Annotated in this window: 10 protein-coding genes and 6 pseudogenes; 9 read left to right on the top strand and 7 right to left on the bottom strand. The window is 71.5% G+C overall.

The genetic code is table 11. The features are described 5' to 3' along the window. Positions 1–38 precede the first annotated feature (38 nt). The 5 genes and pseudogenes from G5V59_RS01055 to G5V59_RS01030 form a co-directional block, all read right to left on the bottom strand. Entirely contained in the window at positions 39–221 is a 183-nt protein-coding gene (locus tag G5V59_RS01055; RefSeq protein ID WP_278259554.1) for a hypothetical protein, read from the bottom strand. 121 nt (positions 222–342) lie between these two features. Next, positions 343–558: pseudogene (locus G5V59_RS01050) on the bottom strand (hypothetical protein); the annotation flags it as partial. Positions 559–628: 70 nt separating this feature from the next. Next, positions 629–2,260: a CoA-binding protein gene (locus G5V59_RS35420; RefSeq protein ID WP_341350807.1), complete on the bottom strand. Its 1,632-nt coding sequence runs from the start codon at positions 2,258–2,260 to the stop codon at positions 629–631. After that, complete coding sequence (locus G5V59_RS01035) at positions 2,215–2,679, bottom strand: hypothetical protein (RefSeq protein WP_278255298.1); 465 nt, start codon at positions 2,677–2,679, stop codon at positions 2,215–2,217. The genes G5V59_RS35420 and G5V59_RS01035 overlap by 46 nt, the downstream gene beginning before the upstream one ends. Further along, positions 2,676–3,266: a dihydrofolate reductase family protein gene (locus G5V59_RS01030; RefSeq protein WP_278255297.1), complete on the bottom strand. Its 591-nt coding sequence runs from the start codon at positions 3,264–3,266 to the stop codon at positions 2,676–2,678. Before G5V59_RS01030 ends, G5V59_RS01035 begins: the two co-directional genes overlap by 4 nt. A 73-nt stretch (positions 3,267–3,339) precedes the next feature. Here G5V59_RS01030 and G5V59_RS01025 point away from each other — a divergent pair. The 7 genes and pseudogenes from G5V59_RS01025 to G5V59_RS00995 all read left to right on the top strand — a co-directional run bounded on the left by G5V59_RS01025 (position 3,340) and on the right by G5V59_RS00995 (position 10,865). After that, a pseudogene (locus G5V59_RS01025) lies at positions 3,340–5,851 on the top strand (DNA topoisomerase IV subunit A). Positions 5,852–5,929: 78 nt separating this feature from the next. Then, the gene (locus G5V59_RS01020) at positions 5,930–6,583 is read left to right on the top strand and encodes an LppX_LprAFG lipoprotein (protein ID WP_278255296.1); all 654 of its coding nucleotides are present in this window, start codon (positions 5,930–5,932) and stop codon (positions 6,581–6,583) included. A gap of 207 nt (positions 6,584–6,790) precedes the next feature. Continuing rightward, positions 6,791–7,027, top strand: a pseudogene (locus tag G5V59_RS01015) (MFS transporter); the annotation flags it as partial. Between the two features lie 190 nt (positions 7,028–7,217). After that, on the top strand, positions 7,218–7,724 hold the full coding sequence (locus G5V59_RS01010) for a hypothetical protein (protein ID WP_278260254.1): 507 nt from the start codon (positions 7,218–7,220) through the stop codon (positions 7,722–7,724). A gap of 11 nt (positions 7,725–7,735) precedes the next feature. Next, positions 7,736–8,974, top strand: a complete 1,239-nt coding sequence (locus tag G5V59_RS01005) for a TetR family transcriptional regulator (RefSeq protein ID WP_278259552.1) — start codon at positions 7,736–7,738, stop codon at positions 8,972–8,974. Positions 8,975–8,987: 13 nt separating this feature from the next. Next, positions 8,988–10,097: an abscisic acid-deficient protein Aba4 family protein gene (locus tag G5V59_RS01000; protein WP_278255295.1), complete on the top strand. Its 1,110-nt coding sequence runs from the start codon at positions 8,988–8,990 to the stop codon at positions 10,095–10,097. Positions 10,098–10,169: 72 nt separating this feature from the next. Beyond that, positions 10,170–10,865: a hypothetical protein gene (locus G5V59_RS00995; protein WP_341350806.1), complete on the top strand. Its 696-nt coding sequence runs from the start codon at positions 10,170–10,172 to the stop codon at positions 10,863–10,865. 235 nt (positions 10,866–11,100) lie between these two features. On the opposite strand, the pseudogene G5V59_RS00985 reads toward G5V59_RS00995, so the two are convergent. Then, positions 11,101–13,112 (bottom strand): annotated as a pseudogene (locus tag G5V59_RS00985) (DNA topoisomerase IV subunit B). A 383-nt stretch (positions 13,113–13,495) separates the two neighbouring features. Between G5V59_RS00985 and G5V59_RS00980 the strand changes: the two are divergent. Together G5V59_RS00980 and G5V59_RS00975 are read left to right on the top strand one after the other, a co-directional pair. Further along, positions 13,496–13,686: pseudogene (locus G5V59_RS00980) on the top strand (hypothetical protein); the annotation flags it as partial. Between the two features lie 266 nt (positions 13,687–13,952). After that, a complete protein-coding gene (locus tag G5V59_RS00975) occupies positions 13,953–14,465 on the top strand; it encodes a hypothetical protein (RefSeq protein ID WP_278255293.1) in 513 nt (170 codons plus the stop codon). Here G5V59_RS00975 and G5V59_RS00970 read toward each other — a convergent pair. After that, positions 14,453–15,749 (bottom strand): annotated as a pseudogene (locus G5V59_RS00970) (RNA polymerase sigma factor). The gene G5V59_RS00975 and the pseudogene G5V59_RS00970 overlap by 13 nt on opposite strands. Positions 15,750–15,778: the final 29 nt, after the last annotated feature.

Genomic DNA, 15,778 nt, shown 5'->3' with positions numbered 1-15,778 from the left:
CCGCGGGTCCTTGATCGCGGCCACCCGTGCCGACGCCGTCAGCACCCGGGCGCCGTCCACCCCGGCCAGCACCAGGGAGAGCTCCAGGGAGGCTGACCTGCGGCAGGTCGTTCTGCAGGCTCGGCGACCCGGGTGATGAGGTCCTCGATCGCGGCGACGTCGACGGCCTCGGCGCCGCGGTAGCCGAACAGCAGCGGGGCGCTCTTGACCTCGCGCACCATCGCGGAGACCTCGTGCTCGCCCAGCGGCGGGATCCGGTAGGACCAGTCGCCCAGCAGACTCGATGACCGGACCGGAGATGCCGAAGGAGACGACCGGCCCGAACAGCGGGTCCTCGAAGGAGCGCACCGCGATCGGTACGCCGGTCGGCGCGTTGCGCTGCACGACGAACCGCCCGGTCGCCGGGTCCACCAGCCGGCTGAGGTCGCCCCAGGCGTCCTCCATCTCCACCGGGCCGTTGATGTTGCGCCACACGTGCACCTGGTCCGGTCGCTCACGCACCGAGGCCAGCGTCGACTTGAGCACCACGTCCCAGCCGAGCCGCTCGCCCGCGGCGATCGCGTCGTCGAGGCCGGTGACCGGGATGGTCGGCCACAGGCTCGATGCCGTAGGCGGCGAGCAAGCTGGCTCACCTGGTCCTGGTCGAGCTCGACCTCGCGGTCCGCCGCGACCACGGCGGGCTCGGCGAGGATGCCCTCGACCAGCCGGCGCGCGGCGCGGTCGTCGACCTCACCGGCGTCGGCGGCCGGGCCGTCGGGGGCGTGCAGCCACACGGCGTACTCCACGACGCGGGCCAGGGCGCGCACCGCCGCCTCCACCGCGGGGTACGACGGCACCGAGCCGCGTCCCGCCGACGAGCCCGCCACGTCAGGGACGCGCAGCAGGCTCGGGGATGCCCTCGGCACCGAGGAAGGAGGAGACCAGTGGCTTGTCGGACTGCTCCCCCACCGCCGCCAGCACGTTGGCGACCTCCTCGCCGGAGACGTCGAGCGGCGGGATGTAGACCGCGATCACCGAGTCCACGTCCGGGTCGTCGATGGCGTCGTCCAGCGCGTCCTCGAAGTCCTCGGCCGTCGCCTCCGCACCGAGCGCGACCGAGCGGTTGACGACCAGGCCGACCGCGGAGGCGGCGTCGGCGGCGAGCAGGCCCAGCGCGTCGGAGTTGCCGACGATCGCGACCCGGCGCCCGCGCGGGAGCGGCTGGTGGGCGAGCAAGCTGGGCGACGTCGAACATGTCGTCGAGGGTGTCCACCTGGATCACCCCGGCCTGGCGGAACATCGCGTCCACGGCGGCCTGCGGCGCACCGATGCGGCGGACCGTGTGGCCCATCGGGACGCCCTGCGTCGTACGGCCGCTCCGGACGGCGACGATCGGCTTGCGCTGGGAGACCCGGCGCGCGATGCGGGAGAACTTGCGCGGATTTCCGATGGACTCCAGGTACATCATGACGACCTCGGTCGCGTCGTCCTCCTCCCAGTACTGCAGGAGGTCGTTGCCGGAGACGTCCGCACGGTTGCCCGCGCTCACGAAGGTGGACAGGCCCAGGCCACGGTTCTTGACCTTCTCCAGGATCGCGGAGCCGAGCGCGCCGGACTGGCAGAAGAAGCCCGCACGCCCCCGGGCCGGCATCACCGACGACAGCGAGGCGTTGACCTGCACGCTCGGATCGGTGTTGATGACGCCCAGGCAGTTGGGGCCGATCAGGCGCAGGCCGTAGGAGCGGCACAGCCCGGCCAGGTGCCGCTGCCGGCGCCGGCCCTCCTCGCCGGTCTCGGCGAAGCCGGAGGAGATCACGATCAGCCCGTGCACGCCCTTGTTGGCGCAGTCGAGGACGACGTCGGTCACCGCCTCCGCCGGCACCGCGACGATCGCGACGTCCACGTCGTCGGGGATGTCGTTGACGTTCTTGTACGCCGGCATGCCCGACACCGCGGGGGCGCTGGGGTTCACGACGTAGACCCGGCCGGTGAAGTCCGCCATCACCAGGTTGCGCACGAGCACCTGGCCGATCGTGTCCTGCCGACGGCTGGCACCGATGATCGCGACCGACTTGGGCTGGAAGAAGCGGTCGATCGAGGCGGCCTCCGCGGCGTGCTCGCGGTCGCGCATCACCCCGATCGCGGTGTCCGTCGGGTCGATCGGGAACTCCAGCGTGATCACGCCGTCGTGGTAGCCGCTCGCGACCCGGTAGCCCGCGTCCCGGAAGGTCTGGATCATCCGGCTGTTGTCGGGCAGGACCTCGGCCGTGAACCGCTCCACGCCCCGCTCCCGCCCGGCCTGGGCCAGGTGCTCGAGCAGGAGCCTGCGCGATGCCGCGGCCCTGGTGGCCGTCCTCGACGAGGAAGGCGACCTCGGCCTCGTGCTCGCTGACCACGTCGTAGCGGCCGACGGCGATCATCTGCTCCTGCACGAGCAGGATCAGCGCCACCCGGTCCTTGTGGTCGACGTGGGTGAAGCGTCGTACGTCGCGCTCGGAGAGCACCGGCATCGGGGAGAAGAAGCGGTAGTACTTCGACTCGTCGGAGACCCGCGCGTAGAACTCGACCAGCAAACTCGTCGTCCTCGGGCCGGATCGGCCGGATGTGCGCCGTGCGCCCGTCGCGCAGCAGGACGTCACCCTCCCAGTGCGCGGGCGGCGCATCGATCTCCTCGGTGGGGGTCGCGTCGCCGGCGGTCACAGGGAGAAATCTACCGCCGAACCCGATAGACTCAGGTGCAGCACCCGGTCACCCTGGACCACGACGTCGGGGTCCTCCAGCAGGTGCTGGCCGGCGAGGTCGCCGAAGTAGCGCTTGCCCCGCCCGAACACCACCGGCACGACGTCCATCGCCACCACGTCCACCAGGCCCGCCGCGAGCGCCTGCCCGCCGACGTCGCCGGCACAGATCGCGAGCACCTTGTCCCCCGCGCGGCGCTTGCCCTCCTCGACCGCCGCGGCGATGTCGTCGAAGAAGGGCACGTCGGCCTCGGGGTGCCAGCCCTCCGGCTTGGGCCGGTGCGAGACGACCAGCAGGTGCTCCCCGGCCGGCGGGGTCGCCTCCCAGCCGTTGGTGAGGTCGAAGAGGTGGCGGCCCTGGATGACCGCACCGATGTCCGCCCACATCGGCCTCACGTACGCCGCGGAGGCGGCGGAGACGGAGAAGGGGCCGTGGTCCTCGCCGTCGGTGAGCGGCTGGTCGCCGTTGAAGTACCAGTCGAAGAGCGGTCCGACCTCGTCGTCCTCGTCCGCGATGAACCCGTCCGCCGAGACCACTGCGTGCATCATCACTGTCGCCATGTCCGGAACAGACCGGACCTCCTCCCCGGATTCATCGGGGGTACCCGGAAGAATGCCGCCCATGGCACGGCGTACCAAGCAGGAACCCCTTCCGGAGGACTTCGAGGAGCACATCCTCGACACCGACATCCGCGACGAGATGCAGTCGTCCTTCTTGGAGTACGCCTACTCGGTCATCTACTCCCGGGCGCTGCCCGACGCGCGCGACGGCCTGAAGCCGGTCCAGCGCCGGATCCTCTACACGATGAACGACATGCGGCTCACGCCGGAGCGCGGGCACGTGAAGTCCGCCCGCGTCGTCGGTGAGGTGATGGGTCGCCTGCACCCGCACGGCGACGGCGCGATCTACGACGCCCTGGTCCGCACCGCGCAGTCGTGGTCGCTGCGGCTGCCGTTCATCGACGGGCACGGCAACTTCGGCTCCCCGGACGACCCGCCGGCCGCGATGCGCTACACCGAGTGCCGGATGGCGCCCCCGGCGATCGCGATGACGGACTCGATCGACGAGGACACCGTCGACTTCAAGCCGAACTACGACAGCCGGGAGTACGAGCCGACGGTGCTCCCGTCGGCGATCCCCAACCTGGTCGTCAACGGCACCACCGGCATCGCGGTCGGCATGGCGACCAACATGGCACCGCACAACCTGGTCGAGGTGGTCCAGGCGCTGCGGCACCTGATCCAGCACCCGAAGACGAACGTCGAGGGGCTGATGCGCTTCATCCCCGGCCCGGACCTGCCCACGGGCGGCAAGATCGTGGGTCTCGACGGCATCCGCGACGCCTACGAGTCGGGCCGCGGCGTCTTCAAGATGCGCGCCACCGCCCGGGTCGAGGCCATCGGGCGCCGCAAGGGCATCGTGGTGACCGAGCCTGCCCTACGGCATCGGCACCGAAAAGGTCATGGAGCGGATCAAGACCCTGGTCCAGACCAAGAAGATCCAGGGCATCGCGGACATGAAGGACCTCACCGACCGCGAGCACGGCCTGCGCCTGGTCATCGAGGTGAAGAACGGCTTCGTCCCCGAGGCGCTGCTCGAGCAGGCTCTACAAGGCTGACGCCGATGGAGGACTCCTTCGGCATCAACAACGTGGCGCTGGTCGACGGCCAGCCCCGCACCCTCGGCCTCAAGGAGATGCTGGAGGTCTTCCTCGAGCACCGCTACGACGTCGTGCGCCGCCGCTCGCAGTTCCGCCGCAACAAGAAGGCCGCCCGCCTGCACCTGGTCGACGGCCTGCTCGTGGCGCTGCTCGACATCGACGAGGTCATCCAGGTCATCCGCACCAGCGACAACTCCGCGGCCGCCAAGGAGCGGCTGATGAGCGTCTTCGACCTGTCCGAGTCTGCAGGCGGAGTACATCCTCGAGATGCAGCTGCGCCGGCTCACCCGGTTCTCCCGGCTGGAGCTGGAGAAGGAGCAGGAGGAGCCTGCGCAAGGAGATCGAGGAGGCTCGACGCGATCCTGGGCGACGAGGCGCTGCTCAAGAAGGTCGTGTCCAACGAGCCTGGCCGAGGTCGCGAAGACGTTCGGCACCCCTCGTCGTACCGTCCTGCTGGAGTCGGCCGGCAGCACCGCCGTCGCGGCCGCGGCCGCGTCCCTGGAGGTCGCCGACGACCCGTGCTTCGCGCTGCTGTCCTCCACCGGCCGGCTCGCCCGCACGACCACCGACGAGCCGGTCGGCAGCGGTGGCGGCCGCGCCAACCACGACGTGGTCGTCTCCGCCATCCGTACGACGGCCCGCGCCGACATCGGCGTGATCACCTCTGCCGGCCGCCTGCTCCGGCTCGCGGTGCTGGACCTGCCGGCGATGCCGCCCTCGGCCAACGAGCCGAACCTGCAGGGCGGCCTGCCGCTCAGCGAGGTGCTGGAGTCGGCCAAGGGCGAGCGCGCGCTGGCCCTGACGGCGCTCACCGCGGACGGCCCGGGTCTGGCGCTCGGCACGAAGCAGGGCGTCGTCAAGCGGGTCAACCCCGAGGTCCTCAACAAGGACGAGTGGGAGGTGATCGGGCTCAAGGACGGCGACGAGGTGGTCGGCGCGGTCCAAGCCACCACCGGCAACGAGGAGCCTGTGCTTCGTCACCTCCGACGCCCAGGCTTGCTCCACTACGGCGCCGACGGGGTCCGGCCGCAGGGCCGCTCCGGCGGCGGCATGGCCGGCGTGCGCGTGGCCGACGGCGAGCGCGTGGTCTGGTTCGGCGTCCTCGACCTCAACGCCCCCGGAGGCGTCGTGCTGGTGACGGCGTCCGGCTCCTCCACCGCGCTCCCCGGCACTGAGCCGGGGTCGGTGAAGGTGACCGACTTCTGGGAGTACCCCGCCAAGGGCCGGGCCACCGGCGGCGTGCGCTGCCACCGCTTCCTCAAGGGCGAGGACACCCTGGTCTTCGCCTGGGCGGGACCGGCGCCGGCGCGGGCGGCTGCAGCGAGCGGTGCGCCCGTCGACCTGCCCGACGCGGGCGGGCGGCGCGACGGCTCCGGCGTCCCGGCCAGCCAGCCGATCGCCGCAGGCTGCCGGACCGCTCTCCGCGGGCTCGACGTTTGCGGCCCCCACGAATGTGTCAGGGTGACGTCATGACCACCTCGACCCGCGTGGCCGCCGGCCTGCTCACCGGACTGTTCGCCGTCTCCGGCCTGACCGCCTGCTCGGGCGACGGTGGTGGCGGTGGGGGCGGGGGTGACGACACCAGGCTCGTGGAGCGACGCCAGCGCCAAGGCGAAGAAGGCTGCTCGACGACACCAGCGGCATCGACGTCTCCATCTCGACCAAGGACGACCCGGGCGGCAACTTCCTCAAGGAGGCCACCGGCACGATCGTGGCCGACCCGGCCGCCTTCGAGGGCAAGGTCAGCGGCTCGGTCTCCGGGCTGCCCGTCAACGACGTCCCGGTGATCTCGGCCGACGGCAAGGCCGTGGATCAACCACCCGCTGCTGGGCGGCTGGAGCGACAAGTACCAGCCGAAGGACCTGTGCGCTCCCGACCCCGCGAAGCCTGCTCGACCCGGCGACCGGCGTGTCGACGGTGCTCACCACGAGCAAGGACGTCGAGGCGGGCAGGGCCGAGCGCGGCGGCACGGACAACAAGGAGATCTTCACGACGTACTCCGGCACGGCGACCGGGGACGCCATCCGCGGCATCCTGCCGTGTGCCGAGGGTGACTCCTTCGACGCGACGTACCGCGTCGACGACAAGGGCTACCTCCGCAGCGCCCGGCTCAGCGGGGTCTTCTTCCCCGACTCCGACGAGGTGACCTACTCGATCGACGTCACGAAGTACGACGTCAACAAGGACATCTCCGCACCGAGATGACCGGAGTGACCGCTCCCGACGTGCGCCCGGCGGCCCGTGACCGCCTGCTGCTGACCCTCTGCGCCATCGCGGTCGCCTTCGCCGCGGTCGACACCTATGTCGTCGTCCTGGCGCTGCCGGACATGATGGCCGGCGCCGGCATCCCCGTCGACGAGTCCGCAGCGGGCGGCACCGATCGTGTCCGGCTTCCTGCTGGGGTACGTCGCCATGCTGCCCCTCATCGGGCGCATCGCAGACCTGCGCGGCCAGGTGCCGGTGCTCGCGATGTCGCTCGTGCTCTTCGCGATCGGCTCCTTCGTCACGGCGGTGTCCTACGACCTGCCGAGCATGGTCGCCGGCCGCTTCCTGCAGGGCGTCGGCGGCGGCGGCCTCGTCCCGGCCACGATGTCGCTGGTCGCCGCCCTCTACCCGGTCGAGCGCCGCGGTCTGCCGCTCGGCCTGGTCAGCGCGGTCCAGGAGTTCGGCAGCGTGCTCGGCCCGCTCTTCGGCGCGCTGGTCCTCTCCTTCACCAGGCTGGCGCGGCATCTTCGCGATCAACCTCGCCGGCGGCGCCGCGCTGCTGGTCGCGGTGGGCCTGCTCGCCCGCACCCCCGCCACCACGGCCGAGCGCCCGCCCCGGGCCCGGGTCTGGCCGGTGCGCGCCGTCGCCCTGCTCCTCCTTGGCGCGCTCGTGGTGACCGGGCTGATCACCTTCCTGCAGCCCGCGAACCTGCAGCGCGACCTCACCTGGGGCCAGGCTCTTCATCCCGTACGTCGACGGGGGCAGCCGCTGGGTCACCCCGATCGGTGTCGCGACCATCGTGGCCTTCGTCGCCCTGCTGCTGTGGTGCTGGTTCCTGCCGCGCGCGCTGGTGGACCTGCGCGGCTGGCTGGGCCACCTGGTGGCGGCCGACCTGCTGGGCGCGGTGCTGCTGGCCGCGGTGCTCGGCGGCATCGTGCTCGCCTTCGCGACCGCGGACCCCGAGGTGGCGGTGTTCTCGCCGCAGGGCCCGTGGTTCCTGGCCGGCTCCGCGCTGGCCCTGGTCCTGCTGCTGCTCCACCTGCGCCGGGCGGCCGACCCGATCGTGCCGCGCGGGGCCTTGCGCGCGACTCCCGCCTGGGGCGCGCTGGTCGTCAGCCTTCCTCGTCGGGTGGGCACTGATCGCAGCGCTGGTGGACATCCCGCTGTTCGCCCGCACGACCACCGAGCCGGACTCGCGACTCGGCGCCGCCCTGGTGCTGCTCCGCTTCCTGGTGGCCCTGCCGATCGGCGCGCTGGTCGGTGGCTGGCTGCTACGACATGTCAACGCCGGCGTGCTGACGGCGGTCGGGATGGCCGCCGCGGGCGCGTCCTTCCTCGCCATGGCGCAGTGGGACAAGACCAGCCTCGACGGGTTCGCCGCGAACCTGCCGCTCGTGCTCGGCGGCCTCGGCTTCGGGCTCGCCCTGGCGCCGGTCAACGCCGCGATCCTGGCCTCGACCGACGACGAGGCGCACGGGCTGGCCAGCGCCCTGGTCGTGGTCGCGCGGATGGTCGGCATGCTGGTCGGCATCTCGGCGCTGACCACCATCGGCCTGCGCAGGCTGTACGCCGCTCAGGCCGACGATCCCAGCCTCGACCTGCGCGAGCCTGGGCATCGTCCAGGAGCACGCGGTCTTCGTCGGCGCGGCCACGGCGGCCTTCGCCGCCGGCTTGCTGGCCCTCTTCCTCCTCGCCCGGGCGCAGACCCGCGGCGTGGATACCGCGGAGGTGCTGCGCGCCGGCGGCTGAGTTTCCAGACCTTGTTAGATAACAGCGTTTGGATTACCGTCGGCGCATGGCGCGGCCCCGTACCCACACCGCCGAGTCTCGGCGAGCAGATCATGGCGTGCGCGCTCGCGACCGTCGCCGAGCGGGGGATCGCGGCGCTCGCCCTGCGCGACGTCGCCGAGCGCGCGGGCACCTCGACCGCCGCGGTCTACTCCCTGTTCGGCAGCAAGGAGGCGTTGCACCGGGCGGTGCTGATCAGCGCCCTCACCGCCTTCGCCGACGCCCAGGCGAGCGACCCGCCGACCGACGACCCGGTCGCCGACATCGCCGGGCTCGGCCTGCGCTACGTCGGCTGGGCGACCGAGCACCCCCGGCTGTACGAGGCGATGTTCACCGACGCGGCCGCCGGGTTGACCCGCTCCCCGAGCTCGACACCGCGCGGCTGCGGGCGATCGAGCGGATCACCGACGCCGTACGACGCGCGCTCGACACCGGTCGCTTCCGCCCGGCGGACCCCGACACCGTCGTCACCTCGCTGTGGGCGCAGGTCCACGGCCTGTCCGTCCTCACCATCGCCGGCCAGGCTCTCCGAGGAGGTCGACGTGATGACCGCGGCGTGGGCCGTCATCGCGGGCTGGCTTGCCCCCGACTCCCCCAACTGACCAGGAGCGCACCATGCCCGAACCCTCCGCCCTCGGCCCCACCCGCCGCCGCCTCTTCTCCGGCCTCAACGCCAGCGTCGTGCCGGTGTGGGCCGCGATGATGCTCCTCCCCCGCTCGCGGCTCACCCGGCGCCTGGTCCGGCGCGCGGTCCCGGTGCACGCCGGGCTCTCGGTCGCCTACACCGGGCTGCTCGGCAGCGGCATGGTGCGCAACCGCGCGGCCCTCGACTTCCGCGACCCCGACGTGCTGCGCCAGCAGACTCGGGCAGGGCGACGTCTTCCTGGCCGCCTGGTCGCACTACCTGACCTTCGACCTGCTCGTCGGGCAGTGGATCTGGCAGGACGCGCTCGACCGCGGCCGGACCGCGCGGTTGGCCCTGCTGCTGACCTTCGTGGCCGGCCCGCTCGGGCACGGCGTCTACCTCGCGCAGCGGCGGCTCGCATGACCATGTCCCTGCACCTGGTCGAGCACCGGGTGCGTGACCTGCCGGCCGTGTGGCGCACGCGCCGCCGGGCGGTCGCGGAGATCGAGCGGACCCCCGGGGTCGCCCGGGCCCACCTCGGCATGGACGTCGCACTGACGGCCCGGACGGGCGGCACACCCCGCGCGCGTCGTACGGCGCTGCTGGTGGCCTGGCAGGACCGGGCCTCCCGCGACGCCCACCTGTCCGGGGGCGCCTGGCCGGCGCCGTACGTCGACGGCGCGCGCGAGTCCTGGACGCTCGCCCTGGACGCGGCCCGGGTCGTCCGCGGCGACTGGCACGGCTGGCGGCCCGCCACCGAGGGCGGCGCGCGGCTGACCGCCGACGAGCCCGTGGTGTCCCTCACCTTGGCCAGGGCGCCGCTCCGCACGGTGCCGGCCTTCTTCCGGGGCAACCGCGAGGTCTGCCGGGCGCTGGACGACAACGAAGCGGAGAGCCTTCCGGCTGGGCTTCGTCGACGGCTGGCTGGGCTTCGGGACGATCACGCTGTGGCGCTCCCAGGCGGAGATGGCGCGGTTCGCCTACCGAGGCCCGGAGCACGAGCCGGTGCGCCGCCGGTTCGAGGAGGCGGGGGTCCTGCGGGACCACTTCTTCGCGCGCTTCCGGCCGGTCGCGTCGTACGGCACCTGGCGAGGCGGTGACCCGCTGAGCGCCCTGCACCGCGAGGTGGACACTGCCGGCCACCCGCCGGGGCCGCCCACTAGCCTGTGACCATGGGCGATTTCGATGACCTGCTGAAGGCGAACCAGGACTACGCGGAGACGTTCGACCAGGGCGGTTTCGACGGCAAGGCACACGCCGGCGTCGCGATCGTGACCTGCATGGACTCCCGCATCGACCCGCTGCGGATGCTCGGGCTCAGCCTACGGCGACGCGAAGATCTTCCGCAACCCGGGCGGCCGGGTCACCGAGGCCGCGCTCGAGGCGCTCGTGCTCGGCGCGCACCTGCTCAACGTCGACCGCATCCTGGTGATCCCGCACACCCGCTGCGCGATGGCGGCGAACACCGAGGCCGAGATCCACGACAAGATCGGCGCCGCCGTGGGCCACGACGTCACCTGGCACGCCTTCCACGTCATCCCCGACCAGAAGAAGAGCCTCGCCGAGGACGTCCGCAAGGTCCGCTCGCACCCGCTCATCCCCGAGTCGGTCAAGGTCGGCGGCTTCATCTACGACGTCGACACGGGCCTGCTCTCCCAGGAGGTCTGAGCGCGGCTCAGACCCAGCGCTCGCGCAGCACCTTGTCCACCAGCGCCCCCGACAAACTCGTCGAGGCGCTGACCGAGCGTCGCCAGGTCGCCGATCCCGGTGACCAGGTCGAGCAGGTGGGTGGTGTCGTCCACGACGTCGCGCAGCGGTACGTCGAACAGCAGCGGGCAGTCCACCGCGCCACCGTCCGGCTCCGGTGACACCTCCGGCGCCCAGCAGCCCACCTCCAGCAGCAGGTGCGCGTTCCGGCCCACTCCCTCGGCCCGGGGGTCGACGTACCAGAACAGGTCGCCGACCGGGATCCGCAGGTGCCCCCGTCGTGCCTTCGCCCCCCGTGCCTTGAGCAGACTTGACCACTGCCGCGCGGCTCTCGTTCACCACGGGCACAGCATCACGCGTGGGACGGCGCCGCGTCCACCTGGCTCCAGCCCGACCTCACGCGTCGAGCGTCTCCATGTCGACCTCGTAGGCACCCTGGATGATGAACTCCTTGCGGGGCGCGACCTCGCTGCCCATCAGCAGACTCGAAGACCCCGGCGGCCATCTCCAGGCTCGTCCACCGTCAGCCGCCGCAGCGTACGACGCCGCGGGTCCATCGTGGTCTCGGCCAGCCTGGTCGGCGTCCATCTCGCCCAGGCCCTTGTAGCGCTGGACCGGGTCCTTCCACTTCACGTTCTTCTTCTTCAGGCTCGGCGAGCCTTGCGTTGCAGACTCGTCGTCGGAATAGGTGTAGACGTACTTCTCCTGGCCCTTCTTCGGGTTGGAGATCTCGATCCGGTGCAGCGGCGGCACCGCGGAGAACACCCGGCCGGCCTTGACCAGACTCGGGCATGTACTTGAAGAACAGCGTCGCCAGCAGGGTCCGGATGTGCGCGCCGTCGGAGTCGGCGTCGGCCATGAAGATGATCCGGCCGTAGCGCCGCGCGTCCAGGTCGAAGGTGCGCCCGGAGCCGGCGCCGACCACCTGGATGATCGAGGCGCACTCGGCGTTCTTGAGCATGTCGCCGACCGAGGCCTTCTGCACGTTCAGGATCTTGCCGCGGATGGGCAGCAGCGCCTGGAACTCCGCGTTGCGCGCGAGCCTGGCGGTGCCGAGCGCGGAGTCGCCCTCGACGATGAACGAACTCGGTGCGCTCGTTGTCCGAGGCTCGGCAGTCGGCGAGCCTTGGCGGGCAGCGAGGAGGACTCCAGTGCGTTCTTCCGGCGCTGGGTCTCCTTGTGCTGGCGGGCCGCGATCCGGGTCTTGGACGCCGCGACGACCTTCTCCATGAGGAGCTTGGCCTGCGCCTTCTCGGCGCGCTTGGTCGAGGTGAGGAACTCCTTGAGCTCGGCCGCCACCACCTTGCGCACGACGGTCCGCGCGGCCGGCGTGCCGAGGATCTCCTTGGTCTGCCCCTCGAACTGCGGCTCGGCGAGGCGCACGGTGACGACCGCGGTCATCCCCTCGAGGATGTCGTCCTTGATCACGTCGTCGTCGTTGACCTTGAGCGCCTTGGAGGCGCGCATGGCGTCGTTGAACGTCTTGGTCAGCGCGTTCTCGAAGCCCGAGACGTGGGTGCCGCCCTTGGGGGTGGCGATCACGTTGACGAACGAGCGCAGGCTCGGTGTCGTACGTCGTGCCCCACCGCACCGCCACGTCGACGGTCAGGCTCGCGCTCGACGTCCTGAGGGGTCATGTGGCCCTGGTCGTCGAGCAGCGGGACGGTCTCGGTGAAGGTGTCGCTGCCCTGCAGCCGCAGCACCTCGGTGACCGGGTCGCCGGTGGCGAGGAAGTCGCAGAACTCGCCGATGCCACCGTCGTGGCGGAAGGCTCTCCTCGGTCCACTCGGCCCTGTCCGCGGCGCGCTGGTCGCGGATGACCAGGCTCGAGGCCGGGGACGATGAAGGAGGTCTGGCGGGCCCGTCCGACGAGACCGTCGAGGACGAAGCCGGCGTCCTTGGTGAAGATCTGGCGGTCCGGCCAGAACCGGACCCGCGTGCCGGACCTTCCCTTCGCGACCCGCCCGCCCTTGCGGCTGAGCCCCGGCTTGGGCGTGAACGACGCCGCCGGGCCCGCACCGTCGAAGACGCCGGCCACGCCGCGCTGGAAGCTCGATGCCCTGGCTGGCCGGCGAGCGGTCGACGTCGATGTCCATCCGGCTCGACAGTGCGTTGACGACCGAGAGGCCGACGCCGTGCAGACCACCGGTGGCGACGTAGGAGCCGCCGCCGAACTTGCCGCCGGCGTGCGGCTTCGTCGCGACCACCTCGACGCCGGTGAGCCCGGTCTTGGGCTCCTTGTCGGTCGGGATGCCGCGGCCGTCGTCGTACACCTCGACGGAGCCGTCGTCGTGCAGGGTGATCTCGACGGTCTTGGCGAAGCCGCCCAGCGCCTCGTCCACGCCGTTGTCGATGATCTCCCAGAGGCAGTGCATCAGCCCCCGGGTGTCGGTGGAGCCGATGTACATCCCGGGACGCTTCCGCACGGCGTCGAGGCCCTCGAGGACCGGGAGGTGCGCTGCGTTGTAGGTGTTGTCGGCGATGACCGGCTCCTTTTCGACACGGGTGGTACTGAGGTGCTGCAGGGTCCGAATCTACCGGCGACACGCCGGAGACCGGTGCAGGCACACGGCGGAAGGCGGAGGGACGATGAGCGGCACCAGCAGCCGGATGATCACATCTGGGTTTCGGGTACTGGGAAATCGAGAAACCTACGGGGACGAGGTGATGGGATGAACGCAGCAAGGACGTGCCGTGGACCACAACCCCGCGGGAATCTTTGTACGAGTCGCTACGTTGATCCCGACGTCACCCGATAAGGGTTGACGTACGAGCGAAAGAGAGGCCCGAGATGACGACTGCTGTTGCTCCCAGCGCGCCGCTGACCGCGGAGGACCGCTGTGACCGTTGTGGCGCCCAGGCCTACCTCCGTGTCGAGACTCGCCACGGGCGGAGAGCTTCTCTTCTGCGCGCACCACGCGCGTGAGCACGGTGACAAGGCTGCGCGAGATCGCGTCGGCCGTGCAGGACGAGACCCACAAGGCTCGACCGACAAGCCGGTGCCCGCCACCGACTGAGTCGCCGATCCCAGCACGAGGCCCCGAGATCCTCGGGGCCTCGTGGCGTCTCCGGACCCGGTCGGCCCGCGCCGGACCGACCACCTGTTCACGGGGCGGCCACGCGACAGCCACGCCGCGCTGGGCTGCGTTCCGCCCGGATGGGCTGCCATGGCCGGGTGAGACGTCTGCTGATCGGTGCAGTCCTCGTCCTCGCCGCCGTGGTGGGCGGCCTGACCGCGGTGGAGGCACGTGAGGTCCCACCGCCGGCTCCGGTCGCCGCTCCGGCTGGCCCCGCGGCCACGCGGGTCGCGGCGATGCCCGCCCCCGCGGTGCGGTACGACGCCACGGTGCTCCGCGTCGAGGACGGCGACACGATCATCGCCCAGGCTCCACGACGGCCGCCGATGGCACGTGCGGGTGCTCGGGATCGACACCCACGAGGTGCTCTTCGGCCAGCACGAGTGCGGCGGCCTCGCCGGGTCCCGTGCGATGCACCGGCTGCTGCCGCGCGGCACCCGGGTGCGACTGGCCGCCGACCCGGCTCAGGTCCGGGTCGACCGCTACCACCGGCTGCTGCGCTACGTGCAGCGGGCGAGCGACGGCCTCGACGTCGGCCGGGCCCAGGCTCGCCGCCGGGCTCGCCGAGGTCTACGTCTACGGCAACGGGCCCTACGCCCGGCGTGCGTCGTACACCGCGGTGGAGCGGGACGCGCAACGCCGGCGCGTGGGGATCTGGCGTTGGTGCTGACTCAGTCGAGGTAGTCGCGCAGGACCTGCGAGCGCGAGGGGTGGCGCAGGCTTCGACATGGTCTTGGACTCGATCTGGCGGATCCGCTCGCGGGTGACGCCGTAGACCTTGCCGATCTCGTCCAGCGTCTTCGGCTGGCCGTCGGTGAGGCCGAAGCGCATGCTGACCACGCCCGCCTCACGCTCGGACAGCGTGTCCAGGACGGCGTGCAGGCTGCTCCTGCAGCAGCGTGAAGTCTCACCGCGTCGGCCGGCACGATCGCCTCGGAGTCCTCGATGAGGTCACCGAACTCGGAGTCGCCGTCCTCGCCGAGCGGGGTGTGCAGGGAGATCGGCTCGCGGCCGTACTTCTGCACCTCCACGACCTTCTCCGGCGTCATGTCGAGGCTCCTTGGCGAGCCTCCTCCGGGGTGGGCTCGCGGCCCAGGTCCTGCAGCATCTGGCGCTGCACGCGGGCCAGGCTTGTTGATGACCTCCACCATGTGCACCGGGATGCGGATGGTGCGGGCCTGGTCGGCCATCGCGCGGGTGATCGCCTGCCGGATCCACCAGGTGGCGTAGGTCGAGAACTTGTAGCCCTTGGTGTAGTCGAACTTCTCCACCGCGCGGATCAGGCCCAGGTTGCCCTCCTGGATGAGGTCGAGGAAGAGCATGCCGCGACCGGTGTAGCGCTTGGCGAGGGAGACGACGAGACGCAGGTTGGCCTCGAGCAGGTGGTTCTTGGCGCGGCGGCCGTCCTCGGCGATCCACTCCAGGCTCCTCCTGGAGGCTTCGCGGAGAGCCTTGCCGCCTCGCGCGAGCCTTCTCGTCGGAGAAGAGGCCCGCCTCGATCCGCTTCGCGAGCGAGACCTCCATCTCGGCGTTGAGGAGCGGGACCTTGCCGATCTGCTTGAGGTAGTCCTTGACCGGGTCGGCCGTCGCGCCGGCCACCATGACCTGCTGGGCCGGCTCGTCGGTGTCGTCAGCGGTGGAGACCACGAACGAGGACGTGGCGCTGGCCTCCTCCTCGTCCTCCTTGATGGTGGGGTCGGCGACGACGTCCTTCTCGAACTGCTCGTCGGAGATGTCCGGCAGCACCTTCTTGCCGTCAGGGCCCACCGCGGGCACCTCGACGATCGCCGTCGCCTCGGCCTTCTTGGCGGGCGCGGCCTTCTTCGCCGGAGCCGCCTTCTTCGCGGCGGGCGCGGCGGCAGCAGCCTTCTTCGCCGGCGCGGCGGCCTTCTTGGCCGTGCTGGCCGTGGAGGTGGCCGTCTTCCGCGCCGCGGCAGCGACCGCGCGCTGGTCGAGCGGTGCACCCAGACTCGACGGAGATCCCGAGTCCGGCGAGA

It is taken from the genome of Nocardioides convexus (assembly GCF_011090295.1).
The sequence above is the reverse complement of the archived record's forward strand: the minus strand, read 5'-3'. Positions and strand labels throughout refer to the sequence as shown.

Bases quoted from the DNA above. Each gene is read 5' to 3' on its own strand.
- G5V59_RS01055 (WP_278259554.1), bottom strand. From the start codon at position 221: ATGGTGCGCGAGGTCAAGAGCGCCCCGCTGCTGTTCGGCTACCGCGGC.
- G5V59_RS01030 (WP_278255297.1), bottom strand. From the start codon at position 3,266: ATGATGCACGCAGTGGTCTCGGCGGACGGGTTCATCGCGGACGAGGAC.
- G5V59_RS01000 (WP_278255295.1), top strand. From the start codon at position 8,988: ATGCCCGAACCCTCCGCCCTCGGCCCCACCCGCCGCCGCCTCTTCTCC.
- G5V59_RS00995 (WP_341350806.1), top strand. From the start codon at position 10,170: ATGGGCGATTTCGATGACCTGCTGAAGGCGAACCAGGACTACGCGGAG.